11 protein-coding genes and 2 pseudogenes are annotated in these 11,175 nt (G+C 71.8%); 10 read left to right on the forward strand and 3 right to left on the reverse strand.

The annotated features are described in order from the left end of the window. The 4 genes and pseudogenes from AC2W7J_RS10225 to AC2W7J_RS10240 all read left to right on the forward strand — a co-directional run. Positions 1-194, forward strand: a 194-nt coding sequence (locus AC2W7J_RS10225) for a hypothetical protein (RefSeq protein ID WP_485982281.1), incomplete at its 5' end; no start/stop codon positions are given. 131 nt (positions 195-325) lie between these two features. Further along, positions 326-2,127 (forward strand): annotated as a pseudogene (locus tag AC2W7J_RS10230) (DEAD/DEAH box helicase). Beyond that, positions 2,127-2,573 (forward strand): annotated as a pseudogene (locus tag AC2W7J_RS10235) (hypothetical protein); the annotation flags it as partial. The pseudogenes AC2W7J_RS10230 and AC2W7J_RS10235, both read left to right, overlap by 1 nt. Before the next feature lie 181 nt (positions 2,574-2,754). Further along, positions 2,755-3,201: a class I SAM-dependent methyltransferase gene (locus tag AC2W7J_RS10240; protein WP_485982286.1), complete on the forward strand. Its 447-nt coding sequence runs from the start codon at positions 2,755-2,757 to the stop codon at positions 3,199-3,201. 52 nt (positions 3,202-3,253) lie between these two features. Here the strand turns inward: AC2W7J_RS10240 and tpx are convergent, their stop codons facing one another. From tpx to AC2W7J_RS10255, 3 genes are read right to left on the reverse strand one after another with little or no spacing between them, the layout of a single operon-like run. After that, positions 3,254-3,748, reverse strand: a complete 495-nt coding sequence (gene tpx, locus AC2W7J_RS10245; protein WP_255185671.1) for a thiol peroxidase — start codon at positions 3,746-3,748, stop codon at positions 3,254-3,256. Positions 3,749-3,802: 54 nt separating this feature from the next. Beyond that, positions 3,803-4,594, reverse strand: coding sequence for a hypothetical protein (locus AC2W7J_RS10250; protein WP_255185672.1), 792 nt, complete (start codon positions 4,592-4,594; stop codon positions 3,803-3,805). After that, positions 4,591-5,034 (reverse strand): HIT family protein, encoded by a 444-nt coding sequence (locus AC2W7J_RS10255; protein WP_255185673.1) that lies wholly within the window; start codon positions 5,032-5,034, stop codon positions 4,591-4,593. Before AC2W7J_RS10255 ends, AC2W7J_RS10250 begins: the two co-directional genes overlap by 4 nt. Positions 5,035-5,057: 23 nt before the next feature. Here AC2W7J_RS10255 and AC2W7J_RS10260 point away from each other — a divergent pair, with 23 nt between their 5' ends. The 6 genes from AC2W7J_RS10260 to gatB all read left to right on the forward strand — a co-directional run bounded on the left by AC2W7J_RS10260 (position 5,058) and on the right by gatB (position 11,104). Continuing rightward, the gene (locus AC2W7J_RS10260; protein WP_485982282.1) at positions 5,058-5,594 is read left to right on the forward strand and encodes a type II toxin-antitoxin system RatA family toxin; all 537 of its coding nucleotides are present in this window, start codon (positions 5,058-5,060) and stop codon (positions 5,592-5,594) included. Beyond that, on the forward strand, positions 5,591-6,403 hold the full coding sequence (locus AC2W7J_RS10265; protein WP_485982283.1) for a carbon-nitrogen hydrolase family protein: 813 nt from the start codon (positions 5,591-5,593) through the stop codon (positions 6,401-6,403). Before AC2W7J_RS10260 ends, AC2W7J_RS10265 begins: the two co-directional genes overlap by 4 nt. A 231-nt stretch (positions 6,404-6,634) precedes the next feature. After that, positions 6,635-7,582 carry a DUF559 domain-containing protein gene (locus AC2W7J_RS10270; protein WP_255185675.1) on the forward strand — a complete coding sequence of 316 codons (948 nt, stop codon included), beginning with the start codon at positions 6,635-6,637 and terminating at the stop codon, positions 7,580-7,582. 117 nt (positions 7,583-7,699) lie between these two features. Beyond that, a complete protein-coding gene (gene gatC, locus AC2W7J_RS10275) occupies positions 7,700-7,996 on the forward strand; it encodes an Asp-tRNA(Asn)/Glu-tRNA(Gln) amidotransferase subunit GatC (RefSeq protein WP_255185676.1) in 297 nt (98 codons plus the stop codon). A 15-nt stretch (positions 7,997-8,011) separates the two neighbouring features. Then, complete coding sequence (gene gatA, locus AC2W7J_RS10280) at positions 8,012-9,526, forward strand: Asp-tRNA(Asn)/Glu-tRNA(Gln) amidotransferase subunit GatA (protein WP_485982284.1); 1,515 nt, start codon at positions 8,012-8,014, stop codon at positions 9,524-9,526. A 3-nt stretch (positions 9,527-9,529) separates the two neighbouring features. Next, on the forward strand, positions 9,530-11,104 hold the full coding sequence (gene gatB, locus AC2W7J_RS10285; protein ID WP_485982285.1) for an Asp-tRNA(Asn)/Glu-tRNA(Gln) amidotransferase subunit GatB: 1,575 nt from the start codon (positions 9,530-9,532) through the stop codon (positions 11,102-11,104). The last annotated feature ends 71 nt before the right edge of the window (positions 11,105-11,175 follow it).

Raw genomic sequence — 11,175 nt, forward strand, 5'->3', positions numbered from 1 at the left:
GCGCCGCGCAGCGGCGGCGCTGGTCGACGGACTCGCCGACTACGACGCCGGCGCGGCGCCGCGGGCCCGACGGCTGGGAGGAGGGCGACCCCGAGCCGACGACGCAGGGCTTCGTCGTCCTGCACGTCATCGAGGAGCTCTACCAGCACCTCGGCCACGTCGACCTGACCGTCGACCTCGTGCTCGGCCGCTGAACCCGGGAGCGGGTCACCCTGCACAACCCTAGGGTCGTGCAGGGTTGGAGCCGGACGACGAAGGGGAAAGGGGCCCCCTTCGCCAACCCCGCCGTTGGCGCACAGGGGCCCGACCTCACTACGGTCGGGGGGTGAGCACCGAGAGCACGACCCCTGACGCGCCCGAGACGACCGAGACGACCGAGCCGGAGGGCCCGACCTTCGCCGACCTCGGCCTTGACGACCGGGTCGTGCGGTCCCTGCGGGACATCGGCTACGAGCGGCCCTCGCCGATCCAGGCCGCGACCATCCCGGCGCTGCTCGAGGGACGCCATGTCGTGGGCCTGGCGCAGACCGGCACCGGCAAGACGGCGGCCTTCGCGCTGCCGGTCCTCAGCCGCCTCGACCCCAAGCAGAAGGCGCCGCAGGCGCTCATCCTCGCGCCGACCCGCGAGCTCGCGCTGCAGGTCTGCGAGGCGATCGAGAAGTACTCGGCCCGCATGCCCGGCGTGCGCGTGCTCCCGGTCTACGGCGGCCAGGGCTACGGCGTGCAGCTGAGCGCCCTGCGGCGCGGCGTGCACATCGTCGTCGGCACGCCGGGGCGGATCATGGACCACCTCGACAAGGGCACGCTCGATCTGTCGCAGCTGCGCTTCCTCGTGCTCGACGAGGCCGACGAGATGCTCAAGATGGGCTTCGCCGAGGACGTCGAGACGATCCTGTCCGCGACGCCCGAGGACAAGCACGTCGCCCTCTTCAGCGCGACGATGCCTGCGCAGATCCGCCGGATCTCGAAGAAGTACCTCACCGACGCCCTCGAGATCACCGTCGAGCGCAAGACGACGACGGCGCCCAACATCACCCAGCGTCACCTCTTCGTCTCCTACCCGCAGAAGGTCGAGGCCCTCACCCGCATCCTCGAGGTGGAGAACTTCGAGGCGATGATCGTCTTCGTCCGCACGAAGAACGAGACCGAGATGCTCGCGGAGCGGCTGCGGGCGCGGGGCTTCTCCGCCGCCGCGATCAACGGCGACGTCGCGCAGGCGCAGCGCGAGCGGACGGTCAGCCAGCTCAAGTCGGGCAAGCTCGACATCCTCGTCGCGACCGACGTCGCCGCCCGCGGTCTCGACGTCGAGCGGATCAGCCACGTCGTCAACTACGACATCCCCACGGACACCGAGTCCTATGTCCACCGCATCGGCCGCACCGGTCGCGCGGGTCGCTCCGGCGACGCGATCTCCTTCGTCACCCCCCGCGAGCGTCACCTGCTCAAGGCGATCGAGAAGGCCACGCGCACGACGCTCACCGAGATGTCGATGCCGAGCGTCGAGGACATCAACGCCAGTCGGCTGGGCAAGCTCGACGACCGGATCACCGCGGCCCTCTCCTCGCCCGACCTGGCGACCTTCCGCGACGTCGTCGGCCACTACGTGCGCGAGCACGACGTGCCCGAGGGCGATGTCGCGGCCGCGCTGGCGATCGTCCTGCAGGGCGACGAGCCGATGCTCCTCGACCCGACCCGGTGCGCCGCCCCGTTCGCGAGCGCGACGACCGTGGTCCCCGCCGCGACCGTGAGGGCGAAGGGGGGCGCCGCGGTGACCGTGGTCCGCGCGGCTCCTCGGGCCCCATGGGGTCTTACCGGATCGCCGTCGGTCGCCGGCACAAGGTCGAGCCGCGGCAGATCGTCGGCGCCCTGGCCAACGAAGGGGGTCTGCGTCGCGAGGACTTCGGCCACATCGACATCCGGGGTGACCACTCGATCGTCGAGCTGCCGGCGACCCTGCCCGAGGGCACGGCCGAGCGGCTGCGCAGCACGCGGATCTCGGGGCAGCTCATCGAGCTGCGTGAGTGGCAGGAGCGCGGTGGCGGTCGCGGCGGGCCGCGCCGTGACAAGCCGCCCTACGGCAAGAAGTCCTTCGACAAGAAGCCGCACCGCAAGGGCCGACGCGACTGATGGTCGCCGAGCTCGACCCGGTGGACCGGCTGCTCCTCGACGAGCTGGGTGAGGTCCCCGCGGGGCGGGTTGTCGTGCTCGGCGACGAGACCGGGGCTCTCGCCCGGGCGCTCGTCGAGCGGGCCGGGGCGTCAACTCTGCAGGACCCTAGGGTCTTGCAGGGTTGGGCGGGTGCAGGGGAGCAGGTCGTCGCGCACAGCGACTCCCTCGTCGCCGAGCGGCAGGTGGCACAGGCGCTTGCCGGTGCAGCGGGCGGGGGCGAGGTCGTGCCGGACCTCGCCGAGGCCCTCACCGGCGCCGCGCTCGTCGTGCTGCGCCTGCCGAAGTCGCTCGACGCCCTCGACGAGATCGCCCGCACCGCAGTGTTGCTCGGCACGGACGACGTGCGCCTCGTCGCCGGTGGTCGGGTCAAGCACATGACGCCGTCGATGAACGAGGTGCTCGGCGCGAGCTTCGAGCAGGTGCACGCCAGCCTCGGCCGGCAGAAGTCACGGGTGCTGCACGCCGCCGGCCCCCGCACCGTCGAGCAGGCCTGGCCGAGGCAGCGACACCACGCCGACCTCGACCTCACGATCCACGCGCACGGCGCGGCCTTCGCCGGGCACACGCGTCGACGCGGGCACCCGGCTGCTCCTCGGGCAGCTCGACCGGCTCTCCGACACCGACGGCACCGTCGTCGACCTCGGTTGCGGCACAGGGGTGCTCGCGTCCGTCCTCGCCCGACGCTTCGACGACGTCGCTGCGATCGACGTCTCCGCAGCCGCCGTCGCCTCGGCTCGCCTCACGACGGCCGGCGCGGTCGACGTGCGCCGAGGTGACGGGCTCACGGACCTGGCCGACGCGTCCGTCGCCACGATCGTGAGCAATCCCCCCTTCCACGTCGGCACCGCGAAGGACTCGACCCCGACGCTGGCGATGATCGCCGACGCGAAGCGGGTGCTGCGGCCCGGCGGCGAGCTCGTCCTCGTCTACAACTCGCACCTGCCCTACCTGCCGCGGCTGCGCGAGGTGGGGCCGACGGAGATCCTCGCCCGCGACCGCAGCTATCTCGTCACCCGCACCGTGCGGGCATGACGAAGGGGGGCGCACCGACTGGTGCACCCCCCTTCGCTCTCGTGGAGTCGGGTCAGCCGAGGGCCTTGACCGCGGCGTCGTAGTCCGGCTCCTGGGTGATCTCGGGAACGAGCTCGGTGTGCAGGACCTTGCCGTCGGCGTCGACGACGACGACCGAGCGGGCGAGCAGGCCAGCCATCGGGCCGTCGGCCATGGTCACGCCGAAGTCCTCGCCGAAGGAGGAGCGGAAGGCGGAGCCGACCTTGACCTTGTCGATGCCCTCCGCGCCGCAGAAGCGGGCCTGGGCGAAGGGGAGGTCCTTGCTGACGTTGACGACCGTCGTGTTGTCGAGGCTCGCGGCGAGCTCGTTGAACTTGCGCACGCTCGCGGCGCAGACGCCGGTGTCGATGCTGGGGAAGATGTTGAGGACGACGCGGCCGGGCACGTCGGCGGTGGTCAGCGCGGACAGACCGTCGCCGACGAGGTCGAAGGACGGCGCATCGGCGCCGGGGGCCGGCAGCTCGCCGACGGTGGTGACGGGATTGCCCTTGAATGCGGTGGTAGCCATGCCCCATGCCTACACCCCGAAGGGGGTCGTGGCCACATGCGGTCTGCGGAGCGGTCAGCCGACGAGGGCCTTGATGCCCAGGGCGAGGGGGACGAGCAGGAGCGCGGACAGGCCCATCGCGCCCATGACGAGCGCCCCCTTCGTCTCGGAGTCGAGCGCCTCGCGCCAGCCGGCGCGCCGCATGATCTCCTTGACCGGCACGTTGATCTCGGCGGTGGAGAAGTCGTAGTCGACCTGCTTCTTGAAGCCGTCGAGCCCGAGGCCGTACTCCACCCGCCTGGTGCGGGTGAACTCGCGGCCGGAGCGGACCTCGATCTGGGCGCCGAGGCCGGTGGCCCCGGCGTGCGACTCGACCTGCCGCGACTCGTCGGTGCGCTTGACGACCCCGGGCTTGTCCGTGGGGGTGAAGCGGGCGACGAAGGCGTGCTCGAGGTGGCGCCGGGTCGCCAGGTGCTGCCAGCGCGCGTCGGCCAGATCGGCGTGCACGAGCACGGAGTGGCCGTTGGAGCGCACGACGTAGGGCGTGCCCTCGAAGGCCGTGGCGAGCGCCGGTGCCAGCCACTCGTAGGGCCACGGGGCGCTCTTGTCGGTCGCCGGGGGCAGGGGTGTGGTCGGCGGCGCCACGACGACGTGGTCGCCGGCGATCCCGTCGGGGTTGGTCTCGCGGAGGAAGCCGATGAAGGCGACGAGGGTGACGGTGACGACGGTGCCCCAGAGGACGCCCCAGAAGAGCGCGGGCCAGACGTCGCCGGAGGAGAGGAGGAGCCACACCCCACCGACCCCCGCGAAGCCGAAGGCGGCGATCGCGGCGAGGAAGGTGAGCAGCTTGCTCAGGCGGGACGTCATGCGGGCAGTGCCCCCGGGCCGGGGACGTGCTCGCCGTGGCCGTCGGCCCGCAGGCGCGCGCGCAGCCGCTCGGCGGCGGCCTCGAAGCGCTCGTCGCTGACGTCGCGCATCGGGGCGTGCGGGTCGAAGTCTTCGGGGGAGAAGGCCGGCCAGGTGTGGATGTGCAGGTGCGGCACCAGGAAGCCCTCGAGGAGCATGCCGACCCGCGGCGCCTCCCACTCGGCTTGCTGGGCCCGACCGACGATGCCGGCCACGCGCTGCAGGTGCGCCCAGGTCTGCTCGTCCGCGTCGGTCCACTGCTCGATCTCGGCGCGCGGCACGATCATCGCGTGGCCGTCGGTCAGCGGCTCGATCGTCAGGAAGGCCACGCAGGTCTCGTCGGACCACACGAACCGTCCGGGGATCTCACCCTCGATGATCTTCGTGAAGAGAGTCGCCATGCCGCCCACCCTAAGGTGGAGGCATGCCGCAGGTCAGCGCAGATGTGCACGTGCCGGTCCCGCCGGAGCTCGCCTACGCCGTGTCGCAGACGACGGGGTCGGTCCGCAGGCGATGGGACCCCTTCATCCGCGAGCAGCACTTCCTCGACGGGGCGAGCGAGCCGGGCGTGGGGGTGCGCACCTTCACCCGGACCTCCTTCCTCGGACCGCTGTCGCCGTCGATGGTCAGCGAGTACGTCTCGTGGCGCCCGCCGACCTCCGTGGGCATGACGATGGTCAGCGGCCCGTGGTTCTTCGAGCGCTTCGGCGGCGGGTGGCGCTTCCAGCCCGACGGCGACGGCGCGCTCGCGGTGTGGAAGTACACCTACGACGTGCGGCTGCGTCCCCGTCTGCTCCAGCGGATCGCCCACGCCATCGGCCAGCGGCTCCTCGGCCGGGAGATCTCCCGCCGCATCGAGGGCTTCGCGGCCGGGTGCCGTGACGAGGTGGTGCTCGCCGCGGCCCGGGACATGGCCCGGCGTGCCGAGGCCGACTCCAGTTCGAAGGGGGGAGCAGCGTGACCTCCCCTTCGTCCGTCATGCGTCTGGCCGGATGCCAGTGGTCCGCCACCGGTGACCCGGCCGCCAACCTCGTCACGCTCGGGGAGTGGACCGCCCGGGCCGCGGACGCCGGTGCCCGGCTCGTCGTCCACCCCGAGGCGGCGATGGCCTCCTTCGCCGGTCGGCTCGACACCGCCGCCGAGCCCCTCGACGGGCGCTTTGCCGACGGTGTGCGCGAGGTGGCTGCGCGGCACGGCGTGACCCTCGTCGTCGGCATGTTCACCCCCGCCGACGAGATCACGACCGCCGAGGGCAGGGAGCGCTCGCGAGTGCACAACACGCTGCTCGTCACCGGCGGTGGCGTCGAGGAGACGACCTATCGCAAGATCCACCTCTACGACGCCTTCGGCAGCCGTGAGTCCGACACGGTGGCGCCCGGCGACGAGGTGCGCACCGTCGAGGTCGACGGCTGGTCCGTCGGCCTGGCCACCTGCTACGACGTGCGCTTCGCCGACCACTTCACCGAGCTGGGTCGGCGTGGTGCCGAGCTCGTCGTGCTGCCCGCCTCGTGGGGGGACGGGCCCGGCAAGGCGAGCCAGTGGGACCTGCTCACCCGGGCTCGCGCGCACGACGCCCAGGCCTGGTTGCTCGCCGTCGGGCAGGCCTGGACCCCGGAGTCGGTGCGCGGTCCCTATGGCATCGGTCGCTCCGCGCTCGCCGACCCGACCGGCGAGGTGCGGGCGCGGCTCGGTGGCGGGGAGGACCTCCTCGTCGTCGAGGTCGACCACGAGACGGTGTCCCGCACCCGCGAGACCATCCCGGTCCTCTAGCGAGCGCCCGTCGCTCCCGCAGACCTGCGTCCCGGGGTTGCCTGCGGGTACGACGATCAGGTGCCGACATGAGTGTGCCGGGGCCCCTGACCTTCCAGGGGTTGTTCGGAGGTGTTGCGCAGAGGTGATCGTCGTACCCGCAGGTCACTCCGCTCGGCCTGCGGGCAGGTCTGCCCGTGGGCTGTGGACAAGCGGGAGCACGCGGGCGGCCGATGCCCGCAAGATCGAGGCATGCAGCCGGAGGAGGTCATCACACAGCTCGGGGGAGTTGCCACGCGAGCAGAGCTGCTGACCCATGTCACCGAGGGTGCACTGCGTCGGGCCCTGGCCGGGCAGCGCGTCGTCCGGCACAGCCGGGGCCGCTACGCCCTCCCCTTCGTGCCATCGATCGGGGAGCGCGTCTCGCTCGAGGACGTGGCCCAGACCGCGCGCCGGGCCGCTCACCAGATGTCTGGGACGGCGGTCCTGCAGTCCGCGGCGGCTCGCTGGGGGTGGCGGATGAAGTGGTATCCGACCCGCCCACAGGTGGCCGTGCCTCGCGGGCGTGCCGTTCCAGCGAGCGTCCGCCGGCGCATTGACGTGCGGTACCGCGATGTCCCCGCAGGTGATCGCGACGACGGTTGGGTCACCGACCGGGTCCGGACCGCGCTCGACTGCGCCGGTCAGCTACCCCAGGACGAGGCGCTCGCGATCGTCGACTCGGCGCTGCGCGAGGGCATGGTGACCCAGGACGAGCTCCTGCTGGCTGCTGCAGGTCTGCCCAACCTCTACCGCTCTCGTGCCGAGTCGGTCATCGGCATGGCCAGCTCCGAGGCCGCCAATCCCTTCGAGTCCGTCCTGCGCTGGATCGTGTCGGACATCCCCGGTCTGCAGGTCAGACCACAGGTGGAGATCCATGACGACGAGGGCAAGGTCGGCACCGTGGACCTGGCGGACGAGGAGCTGCGTCTCGTGCTGGAAGCGGACTCCTTCGAGTGGCACGGCCAGCTCGACGGCCTCGAGAAGGACTGCTATCGCTACGACCGGTTCATCGCGCAGGGATGGTTGGTGCTGCGCTTCACCTGGGAGATGGTGATGTACCGGCCCGAGTGGGTGCGGGCGGTGGTCATCCGCACCATGGAGCAATGTGACCTGCGGGTACGACGACCAGGTCCCGGTCGCCGACCCGGCGAGCCCTGACACCCCGGTGGAGAGTCGGGCCCCTCCGACGCAGGTGATCGTCGTACCCGGAGGTCACCTCTGGGTCCGCGACGACCGGGGACGCCGCCCCCTTCGCCGGAACCTAGACTGTCCCGCATGGCTGACCTCTCTCGCGACGACGTGGCCCATCTGGCCTCGTTGGCCCGTATCGACCTCTCCGACGCCGAGCTCGACCGCATGGTCGGCGAGCTCGCGACCATCATCTCCTCCGTCGAGGCCGTGCAGCAGGCTCCGATCGAGGGCGTCGAGCCGATGAGCCACCCGATGCCGATCGTCAACGTCACCCGCCCGGACGAGGTGCGCCCGTCGCTGACCCCCGAGGAGGCCCTGGCCATGGCGCCGGCCTCCGAGGTCGAGCGCTTCGCCGTGCCGCGCATCCTCACCGAAGACTGAGCCGAAGGACCCCACGTGAGCGACCCCACCCGCATGACCGCTGCCGCGCTCGCCGACGCGCTGGCCTCCGGTGACCTCTCCTCCGAGCAGATCACCCGCGCCCACCTCGACCGCATCGAGGGTGTCGACGAGCAGGTCGGCGCCTACCTCCACGTCGCCGGCGAGTCCGCCCTCGCCGAGGCCCGCGCCGTCGACGAGCGCAGGGCGAAGGGGGAGAGCCTCCACCGCCTCGCCGGTGTCCCGATCGCCGTCAAGGACGTCATGACGACGACCGGCATCCCCACGACCGCCGGCTCGAAGATCCTCGAGGGCTGGATCCCGCCCTACGACGCGACCGTCGTCAGCAAGCTCAAGGCAGCCGGCCTGCCGATCCTCGGCAAGACCAACATGGACGAGTTCGCCATGGGCTCCTCGACGGAGCACTCGGCCTACGGCCTGACCCGCAACCCCTGGGACCTCGAGCGCATCCCCGGCGGCTCCGGCGGCGGCTCCAGCGCGGTCGTCGCCTCGTGGCAGGCGCCGCTGGCGACCGGCACCGACACCGGCGGCTCGATCCGCCAGCCCGCGGCCGTCACCGGCTCGGTCGGCGTCAAGCCGACCTACGGCGGCGTCTCCCGCTACGGCCTCATCGCGATGGCCTCCTCGCTCGACCAGGCCGGCCCCTGTGCCCGCACCGTCCTCGACACGGCGCTGCTGCACGAGGTCATGGCCGGGCACGACCCGCTCGACTCGACCTCGGTCGACCAGCCGGTGCCCGATGTCGTCGGTGCCGCGCAGCGTGCCGACGTCGCCGGGATGAAGATCGGGATCGTCCGCGAGCTCACCGGTGAGGGCTTCTCGCCGCTCGTCCAGGCGCGCTTCGACGAGTCGGTCCAGCACCTCCTCGACGCGGGTGCCGAGGTCGTCGAGGTCTCGATGCCCAACGTCGTCCACGCGCTCGGCGCCTACTACCTGATCATGCCGAGCGAGGCGAGCAGCAACCTCGCCCGCTTCGACGCGATGCGCTACGGCCTGCGGGTCGGGCCCGAGGGCGTCGACGCCCCGAGCGCGGAGCAGGTCATGGCCGCCAGCCGTGACGCCGGCTTCGGCGACGAGGTCAAGCGCCGCATCATCCTGGGCACCTATGCCCTCTCGTCGGGCTACTACGACGCCTACTACGGCAGCGCGCAGAAGGTCCGCCGCCTCATCGCCGACGACTTCGCGCGGGCCTTCGAGACCGCCGACGTCCTCGTCTCGCCGACGGCCCCGACGACCGCCTTCCGCTTCGGCGAGAAGTCCGACGACCCGCTGGCGATGTACCGCGGCGACATCGCGACGATCCCGGCCAACCTCGCGGGCGTGCCCGGCATGTCCCTGCCGAGCGGTCTCGCCGAGGACGGCCTGCCCGCGGGCTTCCAGATCCTCGCGCCGGCCATGGCCGACGACCGCCTCTACACCGTCGGCGCCGCCCTCGAGCAGCGCCTCGTCTCCGCCTGGGGTGGGCACCTGCTCGAGCAGGCCCCCGAGCTGGCCATCACGAAGGGAGCCTGAGACATGGCGACGACCACCACCGACGCGGTCCTCGGCTACGACGAGGCCCTCGCCACCTTCGACCCCGTCATGGGTCTCGAGGTGCACGTCGAGCTCGGCACCGCGACGAAGATGTTCTGCGGCTGCGCCACGGTCTTCGGCGCCGAGCCCAACACCCAGACCTGCCCGGTCTGCCTCGGCCTGCCCGGCGCGCTGCCGGTCGTCAACGCGACCGGTGTCGAGTCCGCGATCCGCATCGGCCTGGCGCTCAACTGCCAGATCGCCGACTGGTGCCGCTTCGCCCGGAAGAACTACTTCTACCCGGACATGCCGAAGAACTTCCAGACCTCGCAGTACGACGAGCCGATCGCCTTCGACGGCTACCTCGACGTCGAGATCCCGGCGGCCTCGGGCGAGGGCACCGAGACCTTCCGGGTCGAGATCGAGCGGGCCCACATGGAGGAGGACACCGGCAAGAGCATGCACATCGGTGGCTCCACCGGTCGCATCCAGGGCGCCGAGTACTCGCTCGTCGACTTCAACCGCGCCGGCATCCCGCTCATCGAGATCGTCACCCGCCCGATCGTCGGCGCGGGCGAGCGGGCCCCCGAGGTGGCGAAGGCCTATGTCGCCGCGCTGCGTGACCTGCTGCGTGCCCTCGACGTCTCCGACGTGAAGATGGAGCAGGGCTCGATGCGCTGCGACGTCAACCTCTCCCTTCGCCCGAAGGCCGGCGACTCGGCTGATCCCTCCAACCAGGCCCAGCTCGACGTCCCGCTCGGCACCCGTACCGAGACCAAGAACGTCAACTCCCTTCGCTCCGTGGAGCGCGCGGTCCGCTACGAGGTCTGCCGCCACGCGGCCGTGCTCACCGAGGGCGGCTCGATCCTGCAGGAGACGCGCCACTGGCACGAGGACACCGGCGTGACGACGAGCGGCCGCGAGAAGTCCGACGCCGAGGACTACCGCTACTTCCCCGAGCCCGACCTCGTGCCGGTCGCCCCGAGCCGTGAGTGGGTCGAGGAGCTGCGCGCCACCCTGCCCGAGCCGCCGGCGCAGCGCCGCAAGCGGCTGCAGGGGGAGTGGGGCTACTCCGACCTCGAGATGCGTGACGTGCTCAACGCCGGTGCCACCGAGCTCATCGAGGCCACCGTCGCGGCCGGCGCCAAGCCGCAGGCTGCCCGCAAGTGGTGGCTCGGCGAGCCCTCGCGTCGCGCCAACACCGAGGGCGTCGACCTCGCGACCTATGCCGAGCAGACGGGTGTGACGCCCGAGCACGTCGCCGAGCTCGAGTCGCTCGTCGGCTCCGGTCGCCTCAACGACAAGATGGCCCGTCAGGTCCTCGAGGGTGTCCTCGACGGCGAGGGCACCCCGACCGCCGTCGCCGACGCCCGCGGGCTCGAGCTCGTCCAGGACGACGGTGCGCTCGAGGCAGCGATCGACAAGGTCATCGAGGCCAACCCCGACGTCGCCGACAAGATCCGCGGCGGCAAGGTCCAGGCCGCGGGTGCGCTCATCGGTCAGGTGATGAAGGAGATGAAGGGCCAGGCCGACGCCGGCAAGGCCCGCGAGCTCATCCTCGCCAAGCTCGGCGCCTGACGCAGGCAGCACGAAGGGGCGTGCGGCGACGCACCGCCCCTCGTCGTCGAAGCCGGCCGTGGAGCGGTCGA

The sequence above is a fragment of the Janibacter sp. CFPM2_SD2 genome (genome assembly GCF_057364645.1).

Bases quoted from the DNA above. Each gene is read 5' to 3' on its own strand.
- AC2W7J_RS10250 (WP_255185672.1), bottom strand. From the start codon at position 4,594: ATGACGTCCCGCCTGAGCAAGCTGCTCACCTTCCTCGCCGCGATCGCC.
- tpx (WP_255185671.1), bottom strand. From the start codon at position 3,748: ATGGCTACCACCGCATTCAAGGGCAATCCCGTCACCACCGTCGGCGAG.
- gatB (WP_485982285.1), top strand. From the start codon at position 9,530: ATGGCGACGACCACCACCGACGCGGTCCTCGGCTACGACGAGGCCCTC.
- AC2W7J_RS10255 (WP_255185673.1), bottom strand. From the start codon at position 5,034: ATGGCGACTCTCTTCACGAAGATCATCGAGGGTGAGATCCCCGGACGG.
- AC2W7J_RS10270 (WP_255185675.1), top strand. From the start codon at position 6,635: ATGCAGCCGGAGGAGGTCATCACACAGCTCGGGGGAGTTGCCACGCGA.
- AC2W7J_RS10260 (WP_485982282.1), top strand. From the start codon at position 5,058: ATGCCGCAGGTCAGCGCAGATGTGCACGTGCCGGTCCCGCCGGAGCTC.
- gatC (WP_255185676.1), top strand. From the start codon at position 7,700: ATGGCTGACCTCTCTCGCGACGACGTGGCCCATCTGGCCTCGTTGGCC.